Source organism: Sorangium sp. So ce302, from assembly GCF_051530145.1.
Taxonomy (GTDB): domain Bacteria; phylum Myxococcota_A; class Polyangia; order Polyangiales; family Polyangiaceae; genus Sorangium; species Sorangium cellulosum_B.
On record NZ_CP150326.1, the window covers coordinates 3,290,020 to 3,316,767 of the forward strand.

Annotated in this window: 18 protein-coding genes; 5 read left to right on the top strand and 13 right to left on the bottom strand. The window is 70.4% G+C overall.

Features of this window, described 5'->3' with window-relative positions; translation table 11 throughout:
- Positions 1-11: 11 nt before the first annotated feature.
- Both WME73_RS12855 and WME73_RS12860 read right to left on the bottom strand, forming a co-directional pair.
- A complete protein-coding gene (locus WME73_RS12855; RefSeq protein ID WP_012234954.1) occupies positions 12-389 on the bottom strand; it encodes a hypothetical protein in 378 nt (125 codons plus the stop codon).
- The gene (locus WME73_RS12860) at positions 370-894 is read right to left on the bottom strand and encodes a hypothetical protein (protein ID WP_437745763.1); all 525 of its coding nucleotides are present in this window, start codon (positions 892-894) and stop codon (positions 370-372) included. The genes WME73_RS12855 and WME73_RS12860 overlap by 20 nt, the downstream gene beginning before the upstream one ends.
- Positions 895-1,379: 485 nt before the next feature.
- Between WME73_RS12860 and WME73_RS12865 the strand changes: the two genes are divergently transcribed.
- On the top strand, positions 1,380-4,436 hold the full coding sequence (locus WME73_RS12865; RefSeq protein WP_437915887.1) for a PQQ-dependent sugar dehydrogenase: 3,057 nt from the start codon (positions 1,380-1,382) through the stop codon (positions 4,434-4,436).
- A 21-nt stretch (positions 4,437-4,457) separates the two neighbouring features.
- On the opposite strand, the gene WME73_RS12870 is transcribed toward WME73_RS12865, so the two are convergent.
- Positions 4,458-8,504: a serine/threonine-protein kinase gene (locus WME73_RS12870; RefSeq protein WP_437915888.1), complete on the bottom strand. Its 4,047-nt coding sequence runs from the start codon at positions 8,502-8,504 to the stop codon at positions 4,458-4,460.
- A gap of 476 nt (positions 8,505-8,980) precedes the next feature.
- Here WME73_RS12870 and WME73_RS12875 point away from each other — a divergent pair, with 476 nt between their 5' ends.
- A complete protein-coding gene (locus WME73_RS12875; protein ID WP_437745766.1) occupies positions 8,981-9,400 on the top strand; it encodes a hypothetical protein in 420 nt (139 codons plus the stop codon).
- A gap of 76 nt (positions 9,401-9,476) precedes the next feature.
- Here the strand turns inward: WME73_RS12875 and WME73_RS12880 are convergent, their stop codons facing one another.
- Positions 9,477-10,010 (bottom strand): N-acetyltransferase family protein, encoded by a 534-nt coding sequence (locus WME73_RS12880; RefSeq protein WP_437745767.1) that lies wholly within the window; start codon positions 10,008-10,010, stop codon positions 9,477-9,479.
- Between the two features lie 203 nt (positions 10,011-10,213).
- Here WME73_RS12880 and WME73_RS12885 point away from each other — a divergent pair, with 203 nt between their 5' ends.
- Complete coding sequence (locus WME73_RS12885; RefSeq protein WP_437745768.1) at positions 10,214-10,654, top strand: CBS domain-containing protein; 441 nt, start codon at positions 10,214-10,216, stop codon at positions 10,652-10,654.
- Positions 10,655-10,973: 319 nt separating this feature from the next.
- Here WME73_RS12885 and WME73_RS12890 read toward each other — a convergent pair whose 3' ends face one another.
- The 4 genes from WME73_RS12890 to WME73_RS12905 form a co-directional block, all read right to left on the bottom strand.
- Entirely contained in the window at positions 10,974-12,602 is a 1,629-nt protein-coding gene (locus WME73_RS12890) for a tyrosinase family protein (protein ID WP_437915889.1), read from the bottom strand.
- Positions 12,603-12,688: 86 nt separating this feature from the next.
- Positions 12,689-13,219 (bottom strand): hypothetical protein, encoded by a 531-nt coding sequence (locus WME73_RS12895; protein ID WP_437915890.1) that lies wholly within the window; start codon positions 13,217-13,219, stop codon positions 12,689-12,691.
- Between the two features lie 231 nt (positions 13,220-13,450).
- Complete coding sequence (locus tag WME73_RS12900; RefSeq protein ID WP_437915891.1) at positions 13,451-14,650, bottom strand: phosphatidylserine decarboxylase; 1,200 nt, start codon at positions 14,648-14,650, stop codon at positions 13,451-13,453.
- A gap of 34 nt (positions 14,651-14,684) precedes the next feature.
- On the bottom strand, positions 14,685-16,490 hold the full coding sequence (locus WME73_RS12905; RefSeq protein ID WP_437745771.1) for a hypothetical protein: 1,806 nt from the start codon (positions 16,488-16,490) through the stop codon (positions 14,685-14,687).
- A gap of 761 nt (positions 16,491-17,251) precedes the next feature.
- Between WME73_RS12905 and WME73_RS12910 the strand changes: the two genes are divergently transcribed.
- Positions 17,252-17,866 (top strand): hypothetical protein, encoded by a 615-nt coding sequence (locus tag WME73_RS12910; RefSeq protein WP_437915892.1) that lies wholly within the window; start codon positions 17,252-17,254, stop codon positions 17,864-17,866.
- 90 nt (positions 17,867-17,956) lie between these two features.
- Here the strand turns inward: WME73_RS12910 and WME73_RS12915 are convergent, their stop codons facing one another.
- Together WME73_RS12915 and pepN are read right to left on the bottom strand one after the other, a co-directional pair.
- Positions 17,957-18,604, bottom strand: a complete 648-nt coding sequence (locus WME73_RS12915; RefSeq protein WP_437915893.1) for a class I SAM-dependent methyltransferase — start codon at positions 18,602-18,604, stop codon at positions 17,957-17,959.
- Between the two features lie 35 nt (positions 18,605-18,639).
- A complete protein-coding gene (pepN, locus tag WME73_RS12920; protein ID WP_437915894.1) occupies positions 18,640-21,261 on the bottom strand; it encodes an aminopeptidase N in 2,622 nt (873 codons plus the stop codon).
- A 772-nt stretch (positions 21,262-22,033) separates the two neighbouring features.
- Here pepN and WME73_RS12925 point away from each other — a divergent pair.
- On the top strand, positions 22,034-22,852 hold the full coding sequence (locus WME73_RS12925) for a Uma2 family endonuclease (protein ID WP_437915895.1): 819 nt from the start codon (positions 22,034-22,036) through the stop codon (positions 22,850-22,852).
- A 124-nt stretch (positions 22,853-22,976) separates the two neighbouring features.
- Here WME73_RS12925 and WME73_RS12930 read toward each other — a convergent pair whose 3' ends face one another.
- From WME73_RS12930 to WME73_RS12940, 3 genes are read right to left on the bottom strand one after another with little or no spacing between them, the layout of a single operon-like run.
- Entirely contained in the window at positions 22,977-23,447 is a 471-nt protein-coding gene (locus WME73_RS12930) for a hypothetical protein (protein WP_437745776.1), read from the bottom strand.
- 17 nt (positions 23,448-23,464) lie between these two features.
- Entirely contained in the window at positions 23,465-25,498 is a 2,034-nt protein-coding gene (locus WME73_RS12935; protein WP_437915896.1) for a tetratricopeptide repeat protein, read from the bottom strand.
- Positions 25,392-26,597: a CHAT domain-containing protein gene (locus tag WME73_RS12940; protein WP_437915897.1), complete on the bottom strand. Its 1,206-nt coding sequence runs from the start codon at positions 26,595-26,597 to the stop codon at positions 25,392-25,394. The genes WME73_RS12935 and WME73_RS12940 overlap by 107 nt, the downstream gene beginning before the upstream one ends.
- Positions 26,598-26,748 lie beyond the last annotated feature (151 nt).

The window sequence follows — 26,748 nt, forward strand, 5'->3', positions numbered from 1 at the left end:
TCGCTCCCCGTTCACTTGTCGTGGATGGAGACGAGGCCGGGGGACATGCGCTCCAGGGCCGCCAGGCTCCGCCGCTGCCACCCGAGCCTCGCGTCCGTGACGAACCGGATCTTGCAGCTGGGGCCCTGGCCGGTGACGCCGGAGATGAAGGCGATGAACGCCTTCAGGCAGCTGGAGTTCAGGAAGTACAGCGCGCGTATGTCGAACTCGACGGCTGCGAGCGAGAGGCGCCGGACCTCGTGCTGGACCTCCTTGCAATAGGCGCCGAGCGGCGCGGCCGCCGCCATGTCGCCCGTCCCGGTGAGCTTGATACTCAGGCGATCGCCGAGCAGCGCCGGCTCGATGCCGAAGCTGTCCGTGGTGATGCGATCAACCCTTAGGCTGTCCATTCATCCTCCACCGCTCGAGCGGCGCGTGCGCGATGATCGTGAGCTCGTTGCCCTCGATCTTGTAGTCGACGTCGAGCCCTCCCTCGGCGCGGACGCGCGCGAGGCCGAGGCCGGAGACGCCCTCGACCATCGCTGTCTCCGTGATGAGGTCGTCGTAGTGCTTCAGCGGGTCGCTCGCGGTCTTCAGGTCGAGCAGCCGCTTCTCGACCTCTCGCAGCCGCTCCGGCGACGCCTCGTTGCGCGCGCGGATCTTCATGATGTGCGACGTCTCGTCCTCCTCCAGCGCGAGCTCGAGGCTGACGCGAGGGCCGGTGGAGTATTTGGTGATGTTCTCGGCGAGCTCGTGCGCGGCCATGTAGAACCGCGAGCTCACATTCGCGTCGTCCAGCACGGCGCCGCAGAAGCTGGACACCAGCCGCAGCACCGCCGTCGCCAGACGCTCGCTCGGAAAGAAGGTGATGCAGAGGAATAGCGAGGCGCTCTGCGTCGGTTCGGGGGATGACACAATCTGTTATGTTACGCCGCCCTCGCGCAGGATCCAACCACTAGTTCCGCGGGCCGCGCGGCTTCTCGTTTCGCTCTCGTTTCGCTCTCGTGAGAGCGCGGGCGAGCGCTGAACGGAGAGGGCACCCGGAGCGAGCTCCGCCATCGCCATCGAGCTTCCGATGTGATGCGGTCCTCACCTCGGAATGTGATGCGCTTCGCAGTTCGCGCGATGGCGCGCTTTGCTCCAGGGCATAACGCGACGCGTCGCCCGCGGCGGAGTGGCATGCTCGTTGATGACGAACGTGGCGTCCATCGGTGCCCAGGTGTGTCCATGGATCCGGTGCGGCCACCGCGCGCCTCGCGCACATACGCCTTCACCTGAGGGAAACATCCGGCCGGGCGACCCAGCAAGGAGGGTATTGCTGTATGGAACAACGATGCTTCTCGCTCGGGCCGCCCTGGCCACTCGGGCCGTCGCGCCGCCGCCCACGTCGCTTGGCGGCGATGACGGGCGTCCCTTTTCTCGTGATGCGCGGCGTCCTGGCCGGCGCCGCCGCGGCGGCGGCGATCGGCTGCAGCACCGCGCCCGGGACGGAGGGCGAGCTCGGGCGTCCCGCCGGCGAGAGTCACGGTGTCGGAGAGGGCGATTCGGCGGCGCTCGGAGCGGCCTCGGCGGCGCTGTCGAGCGATGGTGCGGTGTGCGTCACCATCCAGCGTGGAACTCTCGGCACGGTGAGAGATGCGACACTGTGGCAAAACGCTCCGGGGTGGAACGACTCCGCATCTCCGAGCCTCTCGACGGGGTGGGCCGCGGGCGCCGGCCGCCGCCGGTCTGTCGTGCACTTCGGGCTCTCTCCCGTGCCCGTCGGCGCGACGGTCCTCTCTGCCTCGCTGGTCTTCCATCAGACGTACGCGGTGGAGAGCAGCGCTGCGAGCGTGCACCGCGTCACGGTCCCGTGGGACGAGCGCACCGTCACCTGGTGGAGCATCGGGGACAGCGGCTTTGAAGGCGAGAGCGCGGCGACCCTCGCGGCCGAGGCCGGCGTCGGCGCCCGCGCGACGGACGTGTCGGCGCTCGTGCAGTCGTGGGCGCTCGGGACGGCGCGGAACGACGGCGTGCTGCTCGACGAGGAGCGCGCGCACACGACCTATCTGAGGAGCAGCGAGATCGGCAGCACGCAGGAGCGCCCGAGGCTCGACGTCTGTTACGTGACCTGCTCGGACGGGGTGATGAACGGCCTCGAGGTGGGCCTCGACTGCGGAGGGCCGCGCTGCGCTCCCTGCGCGGGCCCGGCGGCGGCCACGTCGAGCGCCGCCGCGTCGAGCTCGACCGGCGCGTCGGGCGCGGCGGGTGATCCCTGCGCCGACGCGGCCGCGCTGCCGCCCGATCCGCTGCCGCCCGCGCGGCTCTCCGAGACCGGGCTCTACGCCGACATCACGACGCGATCGCGGGCAGCGGGCACGCGCGAGTTTCGTCCTGCTTACGAGCTCTGGTCGGACGGGGCGGCGAAGCGGCGCTTCGTGTACCTGCCGCCCTGCTCCACGGTCGACACGAGCGACATGGATCACTGGTCGCTGCCGGTGGGCGCGCGCTTCTGGAAGGAGCTCCGCGCGGAGGGCGTGGCCGTGGAGACGCGGTTCATCCACCGTTTCGGGCCGGGCATCGACGACTGGCTGTTCGCCGCGTACGCGTGGGATCCGGCGAGGAACGACGCGTTCCTCGTCGAGGCGGGCGTCGAGGACGCGCGCGGGACCGCGCACGACATCCCGCGGACCGCGGACTGCTGGGAGTGCCACGGAAAGCTCCCGGAGCGCGTCCTCGGCTTCAGCGCGCTGCAGCTGAGCCACGATGGACCGGGCGAGACGATGGCGTCCCTGAGCGACGCCGGGTGGCTCACCGTCCCGATGCGGGGAGGGGTGCGCCCGCCGGGCGACGCCCGGGCGGCCGCGGCGCTCGGCTATCTCCATGCGAACTGCGGCAATTGCCACAACAGCACCGGCGTCGCGACCCTGCGGACACGCCTCCTCGCGGCGAACACCACGGTGGAGAGCACCGATACCTACACGACCGGCGTGGGCGTGACACCCAGCTTCTGGGAGCCCGGCGCGCTCTACCGGATCACGCCGGGAGATCCCGAGTCGAGCGCCGTCGTGCGGCGGATGGATCACCGCGGCTCCAGGGCGCAGATGCCCCCGATCGCGTCGGAGGCCGCCGACGCGGCGGGCCTCGCGGCTGTCCGCTCCTGGATCGAGGGCCTCGGGCCGCCGCCCGAGGCAGGGAGCGGCGGCGGCAGCGGGGGCGGCGCCGCAGGCGGCGCGAGCGTTGGCGCCAGCAGCACGAGCGCGAGCTCCGGCAGCGGTACCAGCGGCAGCGACGGCGCCGGCAGCGTCGGCTCCAGCGCCGGCAGCGGCAGCGTCGGCTCCGGGGCCGCGTGCGCCGGGGTGCCGCGCCTGAAGCTCACGCAGGTCGCGGCCGGCCTGGCGACGCCCGTCTTCCTCGCGAGCCCGCCGGGCGACCGATCGAGGATGTTCGTCCTCGAAAAGGACGGCGTCGTCCGCCTGATCAAGGACGGTGTCCTCCGGTCCACCCCGTTCCTCGATCTCCGCGGCGGGACATCGTGCCCGCCCTCGCCGCCGGCGAGCGCGAACCCGCTCGTGTGCGCGCCCAGCCCGACCGCGGAGGGCGGGCTGCTCGGGATGGCGTTTCACCCGCGCTACGCGGACAACGGCAGGTTCTGGCTCTTCTACACCGCCGCGCCCAGGGGCAACGTCACGATCGCCGAGTTCCGCCGCTCGGCCTCGAACCCCGATGTCGCCGACACGTCGGCGGGGAGCGTGCCTGTCCGGACGCTCCTCGACGCGCGGCACGGCGGCTGGAACCACGCGGGCGGCACGCTCGCGTTCGGCCCCGACGGCTACCTCTACGCGTCGGTCGGCGACGCGGCCGTCACGCCGTATTCGGCCTCTCCAGCGAAGGATCTCTCGTCTCCGCTCGGCAAGATCCTGCGGATCGACGTGGACAGCGGGCTCGGCCCGCCAGGCAACCTCTCCGGCCCGGGCGTGAACCCGCTCGTCTGGGACTACGGCCTGCGCAATCCGTGGCGCATCAGCTTCGACCGGGGCACGGGGGATCTCTACATCGCCGACGTGGGACAGAACGCCTGGGAGGAGCTCGACATCGAGCCGGCGCGCGCCGGGCGGCGCGATTACGGGTGGCCGGCGATGGAGGGCGACCACTGCGTCGCCGCCGGGTGCTCCCGCGTCGGCGTCGCGCCCGCCGTGGAGCACAGCCACTCGAGCGGAGAGGGCGGCTCGATCACGGGCGGCTACGTCTATCGCGGCTCGGCGATTCCGTGCCTCCAGGGAAGGTACGTTTACGGCGACTACGGGACGCACCGCTTCTGGACGCTGCGGTGGGACGGCTCGCGGGTGCGGGATCACGTCGAGATCACGGCGGACCTCGAGTCGCGCCTGCCCGCGGCCTCGTTCGGCGAGGATGCCGCGGGCGAGCTCTATGTCGTCATGCTGACCGGCGAGGTGCTCCGCGTCGATCCGAGGTGAAGGCCCAGCGCCCCGGCGGCGCTATCCCGCGAGCTGCCCGTCGCCCGCCCGGAGCTTCGCGAAGCGCGAGCGCCAGGCCCGGCTCTGGGCGAGCAGCGGCGCGGTGCGCGCGAGGAGCAGCGCCAGATCCTCGGGGCGGCCGGCGTCGAGCAGGGCGCGCGCTCGCCAGTAGAGGAGCTCGATCCGCTGATCGGCGCTGAGGCCGCCGCTCAGCTCGCCGGGCGGCTCCCCCTCCTCGCGCGCCGTCGCCCGCGTGCGTGTGCTCTCCATGCCGGACCTCGGGTCCTTCACGGCGAGCTGCATGACGCCGAGGAGGGCCTGGGCGTACGGCGGCAGATCCGCGACCGCCCCCTGCGCCCTGAGCCACCGGAGCTGCCGGCTCGCGTCCGCGTGCTCGTCGCGCATCGCGTGGATCCGCGCGAGCAGGAGCGCGCTCCTGTAGGCCGGCCTGTCCTTGAGCTGCTCGTCGAGCGAGCGCGCCTGCCGCACCAGGGGCAGCGCCTCGTCCTCGCGCCCCCAGAGGTAGAGCAGCTCCGCGAGCTTGATCGTCGCGTCGCGCTCCGCCAGGGCGCTCGCCTCCTCGCGGGCCAGCTGGACCGCGCGCCGGAGGTCCGCCATCGCGCGATCCGGGGCGTCGAGCGCCGGCCAGAGCTCCGCGCGGCGGACGAGCGCCGCGCAGAGGTGGCCCCGGTCGCCGCGCTCCTCGCAGCTGCGCACGGCGTCGTCGAAGCGCCGCTCCGCCTCCTCGAGCTGGCCGGACCGCGCGAGCACGCAGGCCAGCAGCGTGAGCCCGGTCACGTGCGTGTCGTGATCGGCCTCGCGGACGCGCTCCACGCCGTGCGTGAGCCGCTCGAGGGCGTCGTCCAGGTTGCCCTTGCGGAACGCCGAGCGGCCGGCCGCGACCTCGAAGCGCGCAGCGAGCGCGGCGTCGGCGCGGCCCTCGCGGGCGTCGAGCAGCGGGATCACCTCCTCGACGCGCGCCGCCGACTCCTCCCAGGCGCCCGCCCAGTCGAGCGCGGTCGCCTCCTCGAGCAGCGCCTCCGCGATCATCCGCGGGTCCTTCATCGTCCGGGCCAGCGCCCCCGCGGAGCGGAGATCGTCGAGCGCCTCGCCGGTGCGCAGGACGCGGTAGCGCACGCGCGCGCGGCCGAGGAGCGCGAGGTACCGCTGGCGCTGATCGTCGCCGTCGGCCCAGAGGAGCGCGGACGCGTAGTGGCCCTCCGCCACCGCGTTGTTGTGCCGGTCGCGCTGGAGATCGCCGAGGAGCAGGTACGCGTGCGCCGCGCGCGCGCGCGCCCCGGCGGCCGCGGCGTGGCGCGCGATCGGCTCGAGCAGATCCGGCGCCCTCGGCCGGGCCTCGGCCATGAGCTCCCAGACGGCGAGCGCGTGCCGGTGCATCGCCGCGCGCTGGTCCTCCGCGAGCAGCGCGTAGATGGCCTCCTGCAAGAGCGCGCTCCGGAAGGCGTAGCTGGCGCCGCCGCAGAGGGCGCCCTCGCCGTGCGCGGCGCCGTGCGCGCCGCGGGGGACGAGGAGCCCCCGCGCCACGAGCGCGCGAAGCGCGCTCGGGACGTCGATGCGCGCGCTCGGGACGTCGACGTGGTCGACGCCCGCCGCCGCCGCGTCCTCGTGTTCGAGCGCGCGTTGCACGCTCGCCGCCACGTCCTCCGAGAGCTCGAAGCCGAGCACCGCGCAGAGCCTCGCGCACGCGGCGAGCTCCGGCGGGAGCGCCTCCAGCTGCCCCGCGGCGAACCACTGCCACGCGGGCGACGGCGGGAGCCTCTCCAGCTCGGCGGTCGCGAGCTGGTGGCCGCTCGATCTCGCCCGCAGCCGCACGAGGCCCGCGCGCTTGATCGCCCGGGTGAGCTCCACGAGGGCGCGGGGGTTGTAGCCGGCCCACGCGCAGATGCGCCGGAGCGTCGCGCTCGGCGGAGGCTCCGCGGGCCGGAGGAGCTCCGCGCAGAGCAGGAGCCCCGCGGCGTCGTCGAGCGGCGGGAGCGCGACGTGATCGCGCGCGTGGCCGCGGGCGCTCAGCGCGTGGCGCCGCGGCGTCGGCGCGCAGCGCGCCGGGGCGCCGGCGAGCAGCACCCAGAGCGAGACCGACGCCTCGCGCCGCGTCGCGAGGTCGAGCGCGTCGAGCGTGGCGCTGTCGGCGAGGTGCGCGTCGTCGACGATCGCGACGACGGGCCGCTCCATCGCCCTCCGGCGGAGCCCCTCGGCGAGCGCCCGGATCACGCTCCCGCGGCGCGGCGGCGGCCGGCCTGCGGAGCCGCCCGGCCAGCCGAGGATCGCGGCCACGGCGGGCCACACCTCGCCGCCGAGCGGCTCTCCGAGCCGCTCGACGCAGAACGCGCGCGGGTCGCCGGGCGCCGCGAGGGCGCCGTCCCTCGCGCCGAGCACCTCGGCGAGCAAGGCGGCCGCGGTCCGGCCGTGGCCGCCCCCGGGGCGCGCGGCGAGCTCCGGCTCGGCGCGCAGCGAGATCACGAGCGCGCCGGGGTGCGCGCGCCGGCTGCTCTCGGCGATCTCCTCGGCGAGGCGCGACTTGCCGGCGCCGCGCTCGCCGATCAGCGCGCAGAGGCCGGGCCCGAGGCCCGCGAGCGCGCGCTCGCGGCTCTCCTCGGCGGCGCTCTGGGCCTCGCCGCGCCCGACGAGCGGCGGCGCGGCGCGCGCGGCGCCGCGATGGCCCGAGGGCGGGGGCGCGTCCGGGGCGAAGAAGTAGCGGCCGTCCTCGCTCGCCGCGGCGACGTCGAACCCGGCATGGGCGGTGACGAGCTCGGCGCTGAGCGCGATGCCGCGCCACGCATCCGAGGGGAGCCACGACTCGGGCCGCTCCACGGCGATGCCGGCGGCGTGGACGCCCTCGGCGTCGCGGCGGAGCTTCAACGGCGCGATGTGGATCGCGAGGGGCGCGCCGACCGAAGCGACGATCTCCCGCCCCGCGAGGAGCGCGCGCTCCGCGGCCGCCTCTTTCGGGCCGGGGAAGATCGCGACGAAGCGGTAGCCGCGCTGCCGCGCGAGGTGCCCGTCGTGGCGGGCCACGGCGGCGCGGACCTCGGCCTCGGCGCCGCGGGCCTCCAGGGCGAGCACCACCGTGTCGTGCCGGTCCGTGGAGCCGGTGGCGGCGTCGTCTCCCGTGGTCGCCGCGGCGCCGACGGCGCCGCCGATCAGGGCGAGCGCCTCGGCGCCCGCCGACGCGAGCGCGGCCCGGAGGCCCGCGGCGTCGGCCGGGCGGCGCGCGCGCTCCTTGGCGAGGCAGGCGAGGACGAGGGCCTCGATGGACCGCGGGACCGGGGCGATCTCGCTCGGCCTGGGGGGGAGCCGGCCGAGGTGCCCCTGCGCGACGTCCGCGGGATCGCCGGCGAACGGAGGGCGCAGCGTGAGCAGCTCGAAGAGGAGCGCGCCGAAGGCGTAGAGGTCCGCGCGCGCGTCGAGCGGCTCGCCCCGGAGCCGCTCGGGGGACGCGACCTCGGGCGTCCCGAGCATGGCGCCCAGCGTGGTGAGCGCGCTGTCCGCCGGGTGGCAGACGACGCCGCGCTCGCGCTGCGTGAGGCCGAAGTCGAGGAGCCGCACGCCGCCGTCGGGCTCGAGGAAGACGTTCTCGGGCGCGAGATCCAGGTGGACCAGGCCGCGCTCGTGCACCACCTGGAGGCAGCTCAGCACGCCGAGCGCGACGTCGAGGGCGGAGCGCAGGTCGGGCGCGGCGGGCATTCCCTCGAGGTGGGCCGCCAGCGTCTCGCCGCGGAGCCGCTCCATCGCGATGTACGCGCGGCCGTCCTCGAGCACGCCGTTCTGGAACAGGCGAGGCGAGGCCGGGGGACCGAGCTGCTCGAGCGCCCACGCCTCGCTGCGGAACCGCTCGCGCGCGAGCAGCGAGTGGGCCCTGCTGATCTTGAGCACGGCGGGAGCGCCGTCCTCCGCCCGCGTCGCGGCCCAGAGGACCGAGAAGGCGCCCGCCGCGAGCGGCGGGCCGACGAGGAAGCCCGCGACGGACGGCGGCGTCTCGGCGTCGAGATCGACAGGCGCTGGGCGGGACGGCGCCGTGGCTCCGTCCGTCGGGCAGGAGGTGAGCACTGCGAGTCGGCGATGGCAGGAAGGGCAACGCGGCAAGAAGACCTCGGATGACCTCGGGTGGGGCCCGGCGCGATCCGTGACCGATATTACCGGTTATGCGGGTTGTCACGAGCAGGAAAACCGCATTGCGCGACACTGCCTTATGCCCATGGCGAAAGTGCGTGCTCGGTCTGCTCGGCCTGCTCGGTCTGTTCGGTCTGTTCGGTCTGTTCGGTCACCCGCGACATCGTGGGTGTCGTGTCGACACCGGAGGACAGCGGCGGCGTCCCTCGCGCTGCGCGAGAGGGACCGCGGCTGTTGTCCTCCGAGCAGCCGGGCGAGCGATCGACAGGGGTGAATCTCGGTCGAACACCCACCTTCGGAGAGGCGGGGTGGGGTCTTCGCGCGGCGGTGGCGCACGGACGCCGGCGGGGCTCGGCTGAGCCGCGCCGGTCCGCGAGCTGTGGTGTATGCTGTTCCGAGCGTCGGAGGGCTGGATGATCCATCGACAGACGGGCGAGATCGAGCTCACATCCGGGCTTCGCATCGGGCCCTCGTACTCGGAAGCGCAGTTCTTGTCGTCGCCGCTCGCGCGGATGGCCAACGCCCTGAGCCAGTCGCAGCCGTGGAGCGGATACCGGACGTCGCGCCAGCGCATCGGCTTCCGGACCTTCCGCATCACGCTGCACTTCTGCAGCGGCAAGATCGCGTGGGTCGAGCTGTTCGAGGTGGGCGCCGAGTCGAAGGCGTTCTGGAACGACTGGTCCGAGAAGGAGGAGGCGGAGCGCAAGGCCAGCCACGACGCCTGGCTGGTGTCGATCCTCGGCGCGCCGCCGTACGAGTATCCCTGGGGAAAGATCACCTCCCAGTACGACCCGCGGGGCGGTTACAGCAGCATCGTCGTGCGCTTCGGCTAGCGTGCCGGGGCGCTGGGGCTCGATGCCGGCGCTGGGTGCACGGGCCGGCGCCGCCCTCGGCGTGGGATGCGGGGCGCTACAGCGCTCGCCGGTAGCGGATCTCCGGGAGGCTGCCGGCGCCGACCCGCGCCCACCGCCGCGCGCCGTCGCGGCTGAAGCCGGAGAGCTCGTAGAAGCGGCGCGCGCGGGTGTTCCCCTCGAGGACCCAGATCGTCATGGTCCTGTGGCGGCGCCGGGCCAGGTCGGCCTGCGCCGTGTCGAGCAGCGCGGCGCCGAGCCCGCGCCCCCACGCGGCGGGCAGGAGGTAGATCGTGTAGAGCTCGCCGACGTCACCCGGGTCGTCGTCGTCGCGCGTCGGTCCGGCGCTCGCGAAGCCGAGCCCGGCGCCCTCGGCGCAGAGCACCCAGGTCCGCGTCCCGGTCGCGGCGTCGCGGCTCAGGATGTGCCGCCAGCTCACCTCGCGCGCCGGCACGGAGAGGGTGTTGAGATCGGCCGCCGGCACCAGGCCGAGGTAGGCCGCCTGCCAGGAGTCGACCTCGATGCGCGCGATGGCGGCCGCGTCGGCCGGCTGCGCCCGGCGGATGACCGCCCCTGTGATCCGCTCTGACATGGTGTCTCGCACCCCAGGTTGGCCGGCGCCGCGGCGCACCGCCATGACGCCGCCCGCCGCGCTCGCCGGCCGGAGGCGCGATCAAGCGGTGCCCGACGCCGCATTCATCATGATGCTCCATCCCCCGCCCGCGATGGTCCCCTAAGGTCCTTTTGTGCGCGGTGACGCTGCCGAGCGCTGCAACGGAACCGAAGGAGGGAACCATGCTGTGCAAGGAGATCATGAAGCAAGACATCCAGAGCGTCCTGGCCGACGACACCATCCAGACGGCCGCGTGCAAGATGCGCGACGCGAACATCGGCTTCCTTCCTGTCTGCGACAGCGCCGGGAGGGTGCTCGGGGCGCTGACGGACCGCGACCTCGCCATCCGGGTGCTGGCTCACAGCCGGCCGCTGAACACGAAGGCGGGCGACGTCATGACGCGCGGGGTGGTCGCGTGCCGGCCCGACGACGACGTGCAGCGAGCGGAGCAGCTGATGGGGCAGCACCACAAGTCGCGCGTCCTGTGCACCGAGGCGGACGGCCGCCTGGTCGGCATCATCAGCCTGTCGGATATCGCGCAGAGCGAGGACGACAGGCACACCGCGCAGACCATCCGCCGGGTGACCGAGCGGGAGGCGGTGCAGCACGAGAGCAGGCGATAGCTCGCCGGGCGCTCGCCTGAGCGCCGCGGCGGCGCGCGGCGCGGGCGACGAACCTGCGGCGTTCGCCCGCGCTCCGCGCCATCGCCCGCCGCGGCGGCCGCTCGCGCCGCGCCGTCGCCGGCGCGCCTCGCGCCTTTAGCCCGCTCTGCCTGCCCGCCCCGGGCCAAGACTTCCGGCGGGCGGCCAGAGCAGCGCCATCGTCCAGCCTCGAGCGCGCCCTCACCGTCGCGCCGCGGGCGGGCTATCGCCGACGCAGGGGGCACCGCGGATTGACGCAGGCCCAGGCGCCTATCCTCACCACGAGCGCCGGCGCCGGCCGTCAGCCGCGGACCTTGAGAACGGTCTTCAAGCCGGCAGGCAGCACCGACCCGCGATGGTGAACCTTCACGGTGAAGATGGCGCGATCGACCTCGTCCTCCGGCATGTTTTTCAGGGAGAAGTGGGCGATGACCTCCAGGTGAGCGCGGCAGTTCGCGCAGCTGCTCACGCTATAGCGGCTCAAGACAGAGTGATAGCCCAGGTAGTATTCCTTGGTCTTGCCGCCGTCGTCCGTGACGGTCGCGTGCGCCGTCAGCAGGAACGACCCCTGGAACAGGGCGCGATCGATGCCCCTGACCATGAGCTTCCTGGCGCTGAACCCGGGCTCTACCGCCGCCGCGCTGGGCTGGTCATCGATGGATAGATCGTCGAATGAGCCCGGTCCATACGTGTAGCCGAGCTGGTTCTCGATGTCCACGCAGGCCGTGCTGACGTAGGGCTTGCTCGTGCGCGGGTTCTTGAACGGCTTGAGCGCGGTTCCGTCGAGGGTCAGCTGAGTGCCGGGCGGGACGCCGGGGGTCGGCCCTTGCAGGTCATTCGAGCTGGTGCCCGGGTAGTCTGTCATGTCGTCGGAGACTTCGAGCGTCGTGGTTTGGCCATGCAGCTTCTGCCAGAGCCAGAACATGCGGTCGATGTTGCAGTGGTGAAAAAAGAAGATCGGATCGAAGGAGGACGTGTTGTTCTCTCCCATGTCCCCGTTCGAGCCGCTGACCAGCCCCATGCCACCAGCAGCTATCTGCGGCGCGTCGAACCCGCCGACGGCCAGGTGGAGGTCGTTGTGGGGCTCCTCCACCGACACCACCATGGGCTGATCGGGGGGGATATCCGCGTTCCACGCGGCCGCCGAGGTCGTGTTGGAGAAGACCGCGTAGTTCGGCGCGAATAGACACGCCCTGTACGACGCGTAGAGGCTGGCGCCCTCGGGAGGAGGTGGGTCCGTGGGCTCGGGGCCGTTCAGCCAAGCCATGATGTTGTTATTGAGCAGCGTGTCGTTCGTGTTCTGGTCGGGATACTTCTGGTTGTGGGCGTACGTCAGTTCGGAGTCCCCGAAGTTGCCCACCAGCCCCGAGAGCGGGTACCGCACCGTCGTGTAGCCGGCCCGCTTGTAGTACGGGTGCGCCTCGTCGGCGTTTGCGTTCTGGTCCCCCCAGTAGTTGTCGGAGACCGAGATGGGCAGGGTGAACGACCGCAGCGGGTTGGGGATACCCATCAGGCCGTAGCTCGGGAGGTCGACCGTCGGCCGAGTAAAGACAGCCGGGACGCCGTTGTGGCGAGAGTGGTCGTCCGTCTCGTCCCAGAAAGGCAGCATCACGCCCGGTACGACGCTTTGCAGCGCCTTTTCGAGACAGTAAAGGTATGCTCTGTGCCAGGTCGGGAACAGGATGTTGCCGTGGTTGCAGTACCCTCCCCAGTATGCGTATGTATCCTCCGGCGGCAGTCGATCGACCGCGCGTCGCAGCAAGAAAGGCTCTCCGTGGAGGCCCCCCAAGGCGAAGAACGAGTTCCATTCATGCGGGTCGAGCCGCTGGATGCCCCTCCAGGCATAGAGCACGTCTTCAAGGGGTTTCGTGTTGCCCTCCGCGTATTCTTGCTGGAGGACATAGATGGACCGCCGTATCCCTGTGGTCATGTCAGCGCGTTTCCTTTTCGTCTGTCAGAGCGAGCCTGACCTGTACGGTCTCAGGGCGGCGCGGGGCTCTCCGCGCGCTCCGTGCTTCACGGCGGCGAGGGCAGCGACGAGCCCTGCGCTCCCTTCGCCGCACGGTCTTGCGAGGGGGACGGCCCCGTCCTCCGGGAGGCGAGGCGTACGCTCCAGAGCGAGGCGCCGATGAGGAGCAAAGCGCCCGCGCAGAGGAGAGGCGGCGCGTCGAGCACGAACTTGCCCCCGAGCAGGGCCGACGCGCCCACGAGGCCTGCAAGCATGGGGCGGTAGTCCTGGCTCGACAGCGCGCGCAGCACGAGCGCGCCGAGCGCGAAGGCGAGCAGCCCGGCGCCGAGCGGCAGCCCCCATGCGTCGCGCAGCCAGGCGCTGGCGCCCAGCGAGCCCAGGATCCCGAGATACGCCGCCACGCACAAAGGGCACTTCGGGAGCAGCACCAGCGCGATGGCGGGTAAGAGCGGGAGGTGCCGGCCGGCGCGCTTGGCCAGCGTGGAGACGCCGGCCGAGCGCGGCGAAGGAGCAGCGCACCCGCAGGTGCACCCCGGGGGCGAGGAGTCCGTGAGGATCGGCTTCTCATTGATCGCCATCGTGGGTCTCCCGGTAGTGCTTCGCGGATGGTCCAGCGGCGCGAGGCGACCTTCCGGCGCGAGTCGAGCGCAAGGGCTTCGCGGTGCGTTGCGCCACGTCCCGCAAAGAACGCGCTCAAACGCCCTCGAACTTCGATGTCCTGCTCGACAGCGCCGAAACCGCCCCGGGGCCGCGCTGGAGTTCGTTTGTCTCACGCGTGCCGTCGTGAGAGCGCGGCGCTGCTCGACTCTTCAAGTCCTCGGGAATGCCTCAGGGGTGGATGGTATGCCAAGGGAACCAAGGCGGCTCCCCATCAGGACCGAAACGGCGTTGAACACGCCTCTCTGGAAGAGCAGGATGTTCAGGGAGCCGCCGTACGCGAAGTGCCCGAGCTCGTCGCCCTTCTTGACCGGGACCGGCTCGCCTCCGACCGGGACCAGCGTCGACCGGTTGTTGACGAGCGACGGATACATCGCGCTGATCGTGTTCAGGCCAACCGGGATCACGGCGACGTACCCGTGCTTTTCGGTCCTGATGACGAAGTAGGAGCGATGAAAGTCCTCGAAGATGCTGAAGTCCGTCGTGCTCTCGCCGACGTTGAAGATGGTGTTGAACCAGTGATCCCCGTCCATGATGCCATTGTAAATTCCAGGCACCTCCACCCCCTCGACGATCCGGCCGGAGGCAGGAGCGTGGTAGCGATGGTAGTTGGGGGGCATGAGGACGCAGGAGACGGCCGTGCCGCCCTCGAACTTCGCTGCGTATTTCGACCCGTTCAGGAGCTGCGTGATGTTGAGCTGACGTGACTTCACGTCGAGCTTCTTCGTCAGCGTGAGGTCCGAGAGGATGAAGTTGATCTCCGAGTCGGCGGACGCCACGAGCACCGAATCGTTATCGGGCGCCGCGACGGGCCGGGGATTTCTCGCTGGGTTGAGCCTGCGCGTGAAGAAGTCGTTGAACGACTTGAAGCCACCCTCGGGGACGATGAAGTCCTCGATGTGAGTCCCGGGATCCTTCAGCCAGGCCTCGATGAACTTGAGCGACTCCGGAGAGTCCATGAACCGCCCCCGCTCCTTGATGAACTTGACGGTCCAGTTGAAGATCTCGGTCGTGTACTCCTTGCTGATCGTGCGGCTCTTGAACGTGTTCAGGAAGGCGAACGCGGACTTGTTGTCGAGGTAGAAGTAGGTGAAAGGTACGATCTTCCCCAGGCCTCCAGTGGGCTCGGGCAGGAACGTGAACCACTGCTCGAAGTAGCTCACGAAGTACTCGGCGGTCGCTCCGACCCACGGGTTCTTCGACCCGTCCTCCACGAAGGGCCGCACGTGCGCGACGGCCTCGTTGAACGCCGCCTCGACCACAGGATTGGCCATGAGGCGCTTGAGCTCGTCGATCAATTCACGCATCGCGGGCGTGAGCGGGATCTGCTGACAGGTCTGCTGGATTGCCATGGCTGGCTCCTTGGGCTCGTTGTTGAGATTGAACTCAGTGTTTACGACTGGAGCGGTGGAGATACCCCCCAGGGAAGACCGCCTTCTGCGGTTGCCCAGTCTTGATCGTGGGAGGACGGATCGTCCCCGGCGCGAGGAGGGCATAGTATCCCTGAGCGTCAGCCAGCGACAGCGACGACATCGGCACGTCCGGGGTGAAGAGCTCGCAACCCGCCTTGCTGGCGTTGTAAGCGATGCAAGCCTTCGTCTCGCACTGGTGTCTGCAATAGTCGATGCACCTCTCGGTCGAGGGGTCGGTCAAGGAGTCGGTCAAGGACGCGCACACCTGCCCGGAGCCTGGTACGGGCGTGACGCTGACCTTGCTCGAGGAGACCCTCAACCCTTTGATGTCGGCATAGGGGGGCTGGAGCGTATCCGGTGCCGTGCCCGGCTTGCCGTTGTCAAAGTCGAGCAGGAAGCTGAAGTCAGTCCCGAACGCGGTCTGCGCGACGCCGTGGCATCCCTTGCAGCCCCCCATGTTGTACGTCGCTTTGTTGTACACGATGTTGTCGCAGCTCCCGAACGTGTTGCCGCCGAAGCCTGGGCCGCTGAAGTTGTTGAGGAACTTGTCCGACTCGACGAACAGGTTGGCCATGTAGTAATTGGCATCCTCCTGCAGGCACTTGCCCACGTTGCCGTCCTGCGCGCTGATGCAGGCGAGCCCAGCCTCCATTTTGATGGAATCCGAATCGGTGGGATTCGCTTTCGGGGGAGGGGCGCCGATGATGCCGCAGTCGGTCACGTCGGCCTGCACGCCGATGAGCTGGTAGTTCGCCCAGACCGAGCGGAAACCTTGCAGCTGCTGGCGCATGAGATCGTTCACCTTCTGGATGTCCGCTGGGATCGCGTGGTTCTTCTTGCGGTCCGTATTGGGGTCAGGGCTCTGCCGCGTCGCGGGCGCCGGCGCTGACGTCTCCGCTCCGTCGCCGTCGAGCGTGACGTACTCATCGCCTGCATTGGCCTCTCCGACGTGCTCGAACGAGGTGAACACGAAGTCCGGGTAATTCTGCAGCTTTCTGATGATATGAAGCCCTATCAGCGCGAACGTGTCGTTGTAGTACTTGTACTTGTAGGTCTGTGACCCCGGATCGTATTCGTCTTGATAGTAGAGGGCCTTGGAGGTGTAATATTGGGTGGCGTCCTCGGACGGGAGCAGCTTTCGCCATGCGGCCTTGATCTCGATGGCCCCGTCGTTCGTACCGTCGCCGCAGGGGAGGCAGATCGCTTGACTCGGCGGGCAGCTGCATTGAGCCGCATGGTCGTACTTCCCATTCCGTATGTCGTTCCGCGCGCTGAGCTGGGCTGCGCACAGGCTCCCGTGGGCTCCGGTCCCGTCGCACTTCGCGATATCGCCGACGTTGCCCGTGTTCTGATCAGGGTACTTGTTGCGGATGTACTCGTACTCGTCCCGGTTCACCTTCGCCTCGAACAAGATCAGCGAATCTTGCCTCCGAGCGCGCGGCTGTCGCGCGTACTGGCCGAAGATCTGGCAGGAGGCGATCTCGCTATCCTCGTCGAGGTTGTTCCAGAGACCCAGCTCTGCGTCGCTGGTCCCCTTGGAGAGCGCCACCTGGTAAGCATTCGTGTACGTGGGCGTGCCCAGCTTGTCCCAGGGGAGCGTGAGCGGTCCATTGGGCCGGAGCTCGGTCTTGTGGGCATAGGTCTGCCAGACCAGGAGATCATTCGATTGACCCAGAGCCTCGCCCTGGGGGGTCCCTCGCCGGATGGTCTGGCCGTCCGGCTGGGCAGCGACGCGGTTCAATGCGAGGAACTGTTGCCAGGCGAACTGGGCGCTGTACACCAGGCTGCTTGGCCGCGGCAGCGACTGAGGCAAGCCATTTTGAGCCGCCGCAAGGACGTTTTTCGCCTGATCTGCATGAGCGCCCGACTGTGCTGCCGCATCCGTCTGCGGCGGTTGCTGAGGGTCTTTCGTCAGGCCGCTCGAAGAGCAATCCATCGTAGCCATCGCTCCACCCGCGATGAATGGAAAGGCGGCTGCCGCCCTGAGCATTCGAGAGAATCTTGTCATGATCGCTGCGCTTCCTGCATTTGGAGGAGTTGACGTTCCGGGTTCGGATTGGCCGAGGTCGGGTCCTGGCCGAGGGCAACCACCGTGATGCGAATGTTGCAATGACGATGCCAGCCGCCATTGGACGGCTCGGCGCTGCTCTCGGTGAGGCTTCAGGGCGATCTCGGACCGAGCCGACCGGTGGAGCGCCGGCGGAGATCCAGTCGGATCTGCGGCAGGCGCGTCGGGCGAAACCCGCGCGGGGGCGACGAGGCCTTGCGTCTCGAAATGAAGCGGCGCTTCCCGGCGGGAAACAAGGCCTGCAGCGCGACGGGGGCGGCGAGGCGTGCCGGAAGGTCGGACGCCCAGGCGCCTGTGGGGGGTTCCTGCGGAGGAAGCGCCCTTGCGCTGGGGGACCGAAAGGCCGGTCCTGGTGGCACGTCGCTTGCTGTGACGCTGCGCCAGAGAAGCGAGGCGCTCAAGCGCTGCTAGCTGACCGAGGGGAGCGCCGCTGCCGCGCCTGCGTCCCAGGTCCGCGCGGTAAACGCCCACGGATGGAAGAGAACAACATGACAATGCACATCATTTTTCTGATCGATAGCAATGCTCTCAAGCAGAATCCTGGAGGGCAGTTTGGCAATCCCAACAATTATCCGGGCCCGCACCCTCCTCTCAAGTACGGGAGAGGAGACGACCCCAGCACCTACACCAACCAGAGCGGGGACACTCCCGTGACTGTGTACTTCAACGAGGAGGTCCTCATCTACGTCCAGGACTCGAACTCCAACATCGGTGTGGCTTGCGCCCCGGTGGGGTTCGTCGCGATGAGCTGGGATCAAAGCCCGATTAACCTCGATGACCTCACCGGCGGGGATGCGGTCATCGGAGACATCAGCTTCCGGGACACTCGCGTCAATTCGTATGGTTACGACTATGTCGCCGGTTCGAACTCTCCGTGGGCGCCGGAGAATGACAACACCAGTTACCTGGTCACCCGCCATGACGCCAGCCTGACTTCGCCGGTGAAGCGCAACCCGTACATCCTTGTTCCGGCGCTCGCCACTCCGGGCACGCTCCAGTACGGCCTCGAGTTCTATTGCGCGATCGGCGGAGAATATATCGGTAACTACTGGTTCGATCCCTCGATCACGATCGCAGCACCGCAGTGACCACGGGCGCCGGCGTCCACGGTTCGCCGCCGCGGAACAGTCCCGCCAGGGATCGCTGGCGCACGGAACTGGCCTGGTCGACCGACGAGCTCAGCCGATCGCCTCGGCCGTGAGCAGGCGCGTCCTCCGGCCCGAGGCGAGCGTGAGGTGCTGTCCCCAGCTGGTCTGGTGCGGCATGTCCCCCTCGACGAGCTCGCTCGCCCGGATCTCGAAGCCCGCCGCGCGGTAGGCGGGGCGCAGCGTGTCATCGACCCACGCGTCCGAGAGCTCGGGGAGCCCGAGCCGCGCCGCGTAGGGCCGGTCGTCGAAGACGCTCTGGTTGAGCAGCGCGATGAGCTCCCCGCCCGGTCGGACGAGCCGGCGCAGCGCCTCGAGCACCGGCGCCTCGGGCAGCACGAGGGCCGAGAGCAGCGAGGCCCAGGGGAAATTGAGGGTGAGGGTGTGGGCGAGCCCGGTGAGCTCCTCGGGCAGCGCCTGCACGGACGCGACGACGAAGAGCGCGTTCGGCCGGCCGCCCCGGGCGACCTTGCGGCTGGCGCGCCATGACACCTCGCGCATCCGCTCCCCCGCGGGGTCGATGCCGATGCAGTACGTGTCGGCGTGGGCGCCGGCCGAGCGGTACACGAAGCGGCCGTCGCCTGTGCCGACGTCGATGAGGACGCGCGCGTGGCCGGTGAGCTTCGCCTCGAGGTCCGCGCGCGTCCACGTGTGGGACGTCTTCCCGAGCTGCACGATCATCGTCGCCTCGAGCGCCGCTCTCCCTGGTTCCTCGCTCAGCCGGGGGCGTCCCCGCCCCCCGGGCGGTGCCCCTCGGCGCTCGCCGCCGCCAGCTCCCGGCAGGCGAGCGCCCGCACGAGGTCGTCGCTCGCCTCGCGGAGCATCCGGACCAGCATCGGCAGCCGCGGCGCCGCCGGCGCGCCGTCCGGGGCCCGCCCGAGCGCCGCGGTCCGCGCCTCCGCGCGGGCGACGAGGTCCCGATCGACGCGGTACGAGGGGAACAGATGCGTGAAGTACGCGGACGCGAGCTCGTGCGTCCGCGTCTCGAAGATCTGCTGCACCCGCTCGAAGAACGCCTGCGCGTACGGATCGAGCAGCGCGCGCTGGAACGACCAGTTGAAGCCCGACATCGCCGCGCTGGTGAGGTGCAGCGAGCCGTACCCGTCCTCGTGGAAGCGCGCCCACGCCGCGGCCTTCACCGCCGGATCCGGGCGCGCCGTCTCGGCGCGCAGCGCGGCGCGCTGGCCGCGGTCCGACGGGTCGCGCTCGCGCTCGGCCGCGAGCCGCTCCTCCGCGCCCTTCATGCCGCGCGCGATCCACTTCACGGCGACCGTCCAGCGCATCTCCTGGTCGATCGCGAGGCCGTCCACCTCGATCTCGCCGTCCACGAGGCGCGCGGCCAGCGCGAGATCCGGCGCGGAGTACGCCGCGTTGAAGAGCGCCCGCGCCCACACGATCTGCGCGTCGCCGCGGGGGGCCGACCGCAGGGCCGCGAGGGCGAGGCCGGTGAACGCGCTCGCCTCGGCCTCGCGCAGGGGATCCGGCACGTAGCGCGCGAGCGCCGTCACCGCGTTCGTGAGCACCGGGTCGACGAGCGAGAGGTCCGGCTCGGCGGGCAGCTTGTCCCTCACCAGCGCGAGGTACGCGGGGGAGGCGAGCTTCTGGTCGCGCACCATGCTCCAGAGCGACGACCAGAGCAGCTGGCGCAGGAGCGGATCGTCCACGCGGCCCATGTGCTCGCGCACGAACGCGAGCGAGGCCGGGTCGAGCGCGATCTTCGCGAACGTGAGGTCGTTGTGGTTGGGGAACACGAGGAGCGGCGCCCGCTGCCCCCGCGCGGCGGCGACCTCGGTCGCCGCGCCGTCGATCTCCGCGGGCACCGAGTCGATGACGAGCGCGCCGTCCTCCTCGCGCTCGCGCGCGAGCGCGACGTCGATGCGGTGCGGCCGGAGGGTCGGGTAGTCGGCGGGCGCCGTCTGCAGGACGCGGAGCCGGCCGATGCGGTCGCCCTCGGGCTCCCACTCGGCCGTCAGCGTGTTGAGGGACGCCTGCTCGAGCCAGAGGCGCGACCACGCGCCGAGGTCGCGGCCGGAGCCCTCCTCCAGCGCGGACAGGAACTCGCGCAGCGTCGCGTTGCCGTACTGGTAGCGCTTGAAGTACCGGCGCATCCCCTCGCGGAAGGCCGGGAGGCCGATCGCCGCGACGAGCTGCTTCATCGCGGCGGCGCCCTTGCCGTACGTGATGCCATCGAAGTTCAGGAACGTGTGCTCCGTGTCGGCGAGCTCCCCGGCGATGGGGTGCGTCGTCACGAGCTGGTCCTGCCGGTAGGCCCAGCTCTTCATGACGTTGAACGCCTTCCACACGGCCGGCTGGAACCGGGTCGCCTGTTCCATCGCGAGGAAGGCCATGTACGTGGCGAAGCTCTCGTTCAGCCAGAGATCGTTCCACCACCGCATGGTCACGAGGTTGCCGAACCACATGTGGGCCATCTCGTGGAGGAGCACCTCCGCGCGCGTGAGGCGCTGGTGGTCCGTCGGCGGGTCCCGGAAGATCATGCGCTCGCTGTGGGTCACGGCGCCGACGTTCTCCATGGCGCCGGCGTTGAACTCCGGGACAAAGACCTGATCGTACTTGGTGAAGGGGTAGGGGTAGTCGAAGAACTCCGGGTAGAAGTCGAAGCCCTGCTTCGTGATCGCGAAGAGCTCCTCGGCGTCGAGGTGCCTCGCGAGCGACCTGCGGCAGTAGAGGCCGAGGGGGATGCCGCGGTGCTCGTCGCGGACGCCGCTGTACGGGCCGGCGATCAGCGCGAAGATGTAGGTGCTGAACCGGGTCGTCTCCTCGAACACCCGCGTCGTGCGCCCGAGGCCCGCGCCGAACGTGCGGGTGACGCGGGCGTTGCCGATGACCTCCCAGTCCTCGGGCGCGGTGACGGAGAGCCGGTAGCTCGCCTTGATGTCCGGCTGATCGAAGCAGGGGAACACGCGGTGCGCGCTGAACGGCTCGAGGTCCGAGTAGAGGTAGTCCTCGCCGTCCTCCGGGTCGCGGAAGTGATGGAAGCCGTCGCCCGTGTGATCGTAGTCGTTCTCGTAGACGACGCGCACGCGCGTCTCCGGGTCGAGCAGCTTCCCCGGGAGGAGGATGCGGCAGTCGGACCACGCGGGCTCGACCTCGACGCCGTTGATCTCGAGCCGCTCGATGCGCCGGCCGCGGAAGTCGATGAAGGTGTCGCCGCGGCCGCGGACGTCGAAGTAGGCGATCGCCTCGCCGCGGTAGCCGCGGGCGCCGCGCGAGAGGTCGAGGGAGAGCTCGTAGCGCGCGCTGCCGATGCGCGCGGCGCGCTCCTCGGCCTCCTTCTGGGTGAGCACGTCCCGTCCAGGGCCGCCGGTCGTCTCCGTCATGACGGCACACCGTAGGACGAACCGCCGGAGGGTGGCCAGCGATCTGCCGCGGTCGCGAGCGCCGCCCCGCCGCGAGGCGCGGGAGGGAGGCGGTTGCCGGGCGGCCGGTCGAGGGATGGGACGAGGGAGCCGAGGGAGCCGACCCAGGGAGCCGACCCAGGTTGGGGAGCCGACCCAGGTTGGGGAGCCGACCCAGGTTGGGGGGCCGACGCCGGGGGACCGACGCCGCGGGCGGCCCCCGGAGGGAGCGGCGCGTCCTGGTTCTGTGCCAGAACGGCGCTGTTCTGTGCCAAGGGAAGGGGGTCCGGCACCGGCACAAACGCAATGCATTGCGACACACCGGGGTCCGGACCCCTCGAGAACGCTCGGCGGAGCGATTTTCAGGGCAAGATTGTGCCAGAAAACGCATTCTTCGACGAAATTCTGTGCCAAAGAGCCTCCGCACACCCTCCTATTTGTGCCAGAAGGGGGGTCCGGACCCCTCCAGACCGCAATGCAGAGCGCTGGCCGGGGCGCCGGACCCCTCCCGGGACGCAGTGCAGAGCGCAAGCGGGGGTGCGGACCCCGCCGGGCGCAAGGCCGCGCGCGCGGGGAGCGCGGCGCTGCTCGGCACGGCCTGAGGCGCCAGCAGCGCGAGCGGGGGAGGCGGCGCTGCTCGGCGCGGCCCAGGAACGCCCCCGACGGGCCGAGCCCGAGCGCGTGCCGGGTCGGGCGCGTGCCGGGTCGGGCGCGTGCCGTGGTGGCGCGTGCGCGGGCTCGCTATGCTCGGACCATGGAGCGCGCGCCGGTATCCTGGGTGATCGACCCCGACGATCCGCGGGCCCCGCCGCAGGAGATCTGGGACCGGATGACGCCGGAGGAGCGGCAACGCGTCGTCGACGCGCTCCCGTCGGAGTTCGAGATCTCCGAGGCGAGCCCGCCCGAGGGCGACTTCCACTTCAACGCCAAGGTGGCGGCCCGGGACACGCTGGGCGGGTTCTTCCAGAGCATCGGCAAGCGCGTGTATCTCGCGTGCGAGCTGCCTGTCTACTACCCGGCAGGGCGCATGGTCGCGCCGGATCTCATCGCCGTGCGCGACGTCGAGGAGAAGGAACGCGCCTGCTGGTCCGTGAGCGCCGAGGGCAAGGGGGTCGAGCTGGCGCTGGAGATCCTCTGGAACGAGCGGAGCAAGGAGGAGATCGAGAACCTCGCCGCCCGCTACGCGTCGCTCGGGATCCCCGAGTACTTCGTCTTCGACCGCCGGCGCCGCCGGCTGCGCGGCTTCCGGCTCGCCCAGGGCAGCGCGCGCTACGAGCCGATCACCCGGAAGGGGGGCCTGCTCGCGAGCGCCGTGCTCGACCTGGACCTGGGCCTGGAGGGCGACGGGCTGTGCTTCTACCACGCGCTGGCCCGGCTGCCGGAGCCGCGCGAGGTGCTCGCCAGGCTCGGCGCGATGGTGAACGACCACATGGCGCTGCGTGAAGAGGCGGAGCAGCGGCTCGATGAGGCGGAGCGGCGGCTCGAGGAAACGCGGCAGCGCGCCGAGGAGGCCGAATGGAGGCTGGCCGAGGCCCTGGCCGAGCTGGAGCGCCTCAGGCGCGAGCGCGGCTGAGGGCCGCGGAGCGCCCGCGCGGCATCACGCTCGGCTCGATGAGGCTCCGGGCCGGTTCGGCGCGCCGGGCGCTGCCGGCGGGGCGCGTCGCCTGCAACCGGGGCGCGCCGCCTGCGACCAGGGATCAGGGCGCCTTTCCGGCGGAAGGGAGCGCGAGGATCTTCTGGACGATCGGCCCGAGGAGCTGTTCGCTGGTCGGCTGCTTTTCGACCAGCACCTTCCAGGTCCCGCTCGGGTCCCGCTCGAAGCGCACGTGGGTTTGCAGCAGCAGGAGCGCCGCGACCAGCACGCCGATCGATCGACCGGTCTTCGCCGGAGCTCTGGGCGCGCCGAAGTGTTCTGGCTGGGGGCCGTCGAGCAGGGCAGCGATGACGGGCTGCATCGCGGGATCGGTCGCAAGGAGCTGGAGCACCAGGCGGGCAAGATCGCCCTCGGAGGTAGGGGCCGCGGCGACGCCGTAGGTCGTCTCCAGGGCGGCACGCAGGTCCGGCGTGAGCTCGGTGGCGAGGGTGCCGTCGCGCAGGCGCGGGGTGGCGATGGTGGTGAGGAGGCGCGCCGCGGTGGCGTCGTCGAGGGTGGCGAGTCGGTCGTTCATGGATGGGCTCCGGTGGATCACGAGGAGGGGTCAGGAGGAGGGGGAAGCTCGCCCAGGCCGGCAGCTTCCCAGAGTTGTTTCAGAACGGCTTGATCGGGGGCGGGGGCAAGGTCGTAGAAGATTCGGAAATTCGACAGGCATTTGTGAGCATTCTCAGGGTCGTGGCACTTGGCGAACTCCTGGATAGACTTTATCAGCCATCGACCGGCATCCTGAAAGCTGCTCTGGAGACCGGCGACGATCCCGAGCTGGTGATAGGTGCTTGCCGCATCGTACTCGTTGTCATACTTCTCAAAGATATCGAGCGCCTTGAGATACCAGCGCTCAGCCGACCGAAAGTCCCGGCGCTCCTGCGCGGCCATCCCGAGTTGGTGATAGGTGCTCGCCGCGTCGCGCTCGTTGCCGTGCTTCTCCTTGAACTCGATCGCCTTGAAATACCAGCGCTCGGCCGACCGAAAGTCCCGGCGCTCCAGCGCGACGCTCCCGAGCTGGTGATAGGTGCTCGCCGCATCGCGCTCGTTGCCGTGCTTCTCCTTAATCTCGAGCGACTTGAGATACCAGTGCTCGGCCGTCGCAAAATCCCGGCGTTCCTGCGCGACGAGCCCGAGCTGGTGATACGCCGCCGCTTCGAACACACTGTCTCCGGCATCTCTAGAATTCTTTGAGAGCCGCTGGGAGAGTTGTTCCGCTTCTGCGAAGCTTCGCGTGTTGTACGCGTGATCTGCAATGCTTAGCGTCAGTGCCACCTGATGTGTGGCCATGTCAAGCCGCTCTGCTTCTACCAAAGCGCTATAGAAATTGACGGAATGGACATGGATGGCCGCACGCTGCTCATGCAGCTCCCGAGTAGCCAGCGCATCGGCGAGTCTTCCCATCACGTCCACGAAGGCTCGGCGCCAGCCATCGCGCACCGGATCGCGCGTCGTTGACGCCGCTCCCGAACGCAGGAACCCCGAGAGCGCCGGATGCATCTCATAGACCGCTCGGCCCACGTTGCGAAGCAGCCCCGCATGGACCAGCGCCCCGAGGAACCGATCGATCTGCTCCCTCGTCCAGGCAACATCGACCCGCGCCGCCATGGCGGCCAGGTAGCCGCCGTCCACGTACCGCTCATGCAGCCCGAGCGGGACGAGCAGCGGTCCCAGATCCTCCGGCAACCCCGCCTCCACGAACTGCAGGGTGGCATGGAGCTTCCTCAGCGCCTCGTCCCCTTCCTCCCCGAGCGCCGCCAGATTCGATTGGAGCACCTTGGCGATCTGCCCGGCGCTACACGATTCGAGCCTAGGAAGAATGGCCCGCATCGCGAGCGGATGCCCTCCAAGCAGGTCCATCAGATCGACCAGCTTCTCGTCCGTCCGGTCGGCCGCGATCCCGAGATCCCCCAGGAGCGCCTCGCAGTAAGCCCACCGCTCCTCCCCGTGCAGGCCGCCGAGCGAGACCTTCCGCCGCTGATCCGTGCCCAGCCACGCCTCCTCGCTCCGGCTGGTGATCAGCACCTTGGTTGGCGCCCCGCGGAGCCGCTGCAGGAACGATCGCAGATGCTGCCGATCACCCTCCGACATCGTGGACGTGGTCGGGGACTCCGGAGAGCCGGCGACCACCTCGAAGTTATCCCACACGAGGAGGAAGCGGTGCTTCTTGTAAAACCGGACCAGCGCCTCGATCTTCTGCTCCACGTCGCGCAAGGCAAGGAACGCGTCGCCAAGAACAGGTCCGCCAAGCTGGTTGAATACATACTCGGCGCTCCGGATGTCATGGAACGAGAGCCAGCGGCACCCGTCGCCGAGCCCCTCGGTCGCAGCGAGCCACGCGACGAGACCGCGCGCCAACGTCGTCTTGCCGACCCCGCCGAGGCCATGGATCAGGATCGCCGGCACCGGACGCCGGAGCGCGCGTTCGATCTCGAGGAGCGCCCCGTCGCGCCCGATGAACCCGTACGGGTTCTCACCGTCGAGCGCCTCCTCGGGGAGGCGCCCCGGCGCGGATGCCGGCGGCTGGGCCACTGCAGCGAAGGTCAGGGCTTCGGTATCCTGCTGGTAGACGACGGGCACGAGCCAGTCCTCGAGGTCGAAGCGGCCCCGCGCGCAGACGCGCCCCCGCGCGGCGAACATCTGCTGGCGCCCGGCGCGGGCGGCCTCGACGAGACGTGCCCGTCTCGAACAGCCGGCGGTAGAACGCCGGCAGGAACTGCTCGGCCCCGCTCACGTACAGAGCGTAGGACATCGCCACCACGCTGCGCGTTCCCGCGTTGAGCAGCGCGGTCGCCACGGACGCGAACCGATGCCCCGCCTGCTCATCCAGCATCGCGGACTGGCATGCGTTTAGGACCATCGCCGGGACGTGGTGCTCCTGGAGCAGGTTGCTGAGCACCTCCGCCGTGACCGGTGCCTGCTTCCCGTGATCGTCCTCGAAGATCAGCTGCCCCTCCGGCGCTCCGTAGGTGTGCGGGCCCGTCGGCGCCTCCCGAGGGCCATAGGACCCGTGCCCATCGAAGTGCACAACGTGGTAGTGGTTGGGCCGCTCCCGCAGGTGCTCCCGGAGCCGATCCAGCGTCGGCGGCCGGAGCACATGCACGCGCGCCGGCAGGCCCTGCTTCTCGGTCAGCTCCACCAGCGGCCGGGCGATCGATCGAAACTGGACGTCCGCCTCGTAGGGCCAGGCGATCACCAGCAGGATGTTCACGCGGTCTCGCGGTAGCTCTGCCGGCACCGTGGGCGGGTCCTGAGCCGGTTGAGCCGTCGCTCGATCGACACGCCGGCGACAGCGCGCGGCCCTGTGGATCCCGGAGCGCCTCCCAGGGCCACGCGAGCACCTTCGGGTCGTCGCTCCAGATCTGGAGCAGCAGCTCGTGATACCCTCCCGCTGACGCCGCGGTGAGCATCCCGCCCGCATCGGCGCGATCGAACAGCACCTGGAACGCCCGCTGCCCCCACGTGCGCAGCGCCGTGAGGACGCGCTCCGCGTGCTCCGTCTCCGGCGAGAACGGATAGTCGAGGAAGCCCTCAAGGTACCATTGCAGCTCCCCGAGAAGGTCGCTGTTCGGCCGCCCCTCCACCGGAAACTCGGCCGGCGGGACCACCGCGACCGGTTGCGCCGCGCGCCCAGCGGGCCGGGCGACCTCGAACTGCGGCGGATCGCTCGCCGCAACATGCCGAACGCAGAGCGTCGCCATCCTGCCCTACACCCGCTTCCTCATCAGTCGCCCTCTCCTCGGCCTGCGCCCTCTTCCCCCGGCCACCGCCATGGGCCGGCGGCACCGTGCGCAGGCAACAGCTGACCGTTGCATCCTATGCTGAACCTC

What these genes read in the sequence shown, in the direction of transcription:
- WME73_RS12885 (WP_437745768.1), top strand. Translation starts at nt 10,214, where the DNA reads ATGCTGTGCAAGGAGATCATGAAGCAAGACATCCAGAGCGTCCTGGCC.
- WME73_RS12930 (WP_437745776.1), bottom strand. Translation starts at nt 23,447, where the DNA reads ATGAACGACCGACTCGCCACCCTCGACGACGCCACCGCGGCGCGCCTC.
- WME73_RS12855 (WP_012234954.1), bottom strand. Translation starts at nt 389, where the DNA reads ATGGACAGCCTAAGGGTTGATCGCATCACCACGGACAGCTTCGGCATC.
- WME73_RS12865 (WP_437915887.1), top strand. Translation starts at nt 1,380, where the DNA reads ATGACGGGCGTCCCTTTTCTCGTGATGCGCGGCGTCCTGGCCGGCGCC.
- pepN (WP_437915894.1), bottom strand. Translation starts at nt 21,261, where the DNA reads ATGACGGAGACGACCGGCGGCCCTGGACGGGACGTGCTCACCCAGAAG.
- WME73_RS12915 (WP_437915893.1), bottom strand. Translation starts at nt 18,604, where the DNA reads ATGATCGTGCAGCTCGGGAAGACGTCCCACACGTGGACGCGCGCGGAC.
- WME73_RS12910 (WP_437915892.1), top strand. Translation starts at nt 17,252, where the DNA reads ATGGAAGAGAACAACATGACAATGCACATCATTTTTCTGATCGATAGC.
- WME73_RS12895 (WP_437915890.1), bottom strand. Translation starts at nt 13,219, where the DNA reads ATGGCGATCAATGAGAAGCCGATCCTCACGGACTCCTCGCCCCCGGGG.
- WME73_RS12925 (WP_437915895.1), top strand. Translation starts at nt 22,034, where the DNA reads ATGGAGCGCGCGCCGGTATCCTGGGTGATCGACCCCGACGATCCGCGG.
- WME73_RS12890 (WP_437915889.1), bottom strand. Translation starts at nt 12,602, where the DNA reads ATGACCACAGGGATACGGCGGTCCATCTATGTCCTCCAGCAAGAATAC.
- WME73_RS12900 (WP_437915891.1), bottom strand. Translation starts at nt 14,650, where the DNA reads ATGGCAATCCAGCAGACCTGTCAGCAGATCCCGCTCACGCCCGCGATG.
- WME73_RS12940 (WP_437915897.1), bottom strand. Translation starts at nt 26,597, where the DNA reads ATGTTGCGGCGAGCGATCCGCCGCAGTTCGAGGTCGCCCGGCCCGCTG.
- WME73_RS12875 (WP_437745766.1), top strand. Translation starts at nt 8,981, where the DNA reads ATGATCCATCGACAGACGGGCGAGATCGAGCTCACATCCGGGCTTCGC.
- WME73_RS12880 (WP_437745767.1), bottom strand. Translation starts at nt 10,010, where the DNA reads ATGTCAGAGCGGATCACAGGGGCGGTCATCCGCCGGGCGCAGCCGGCC.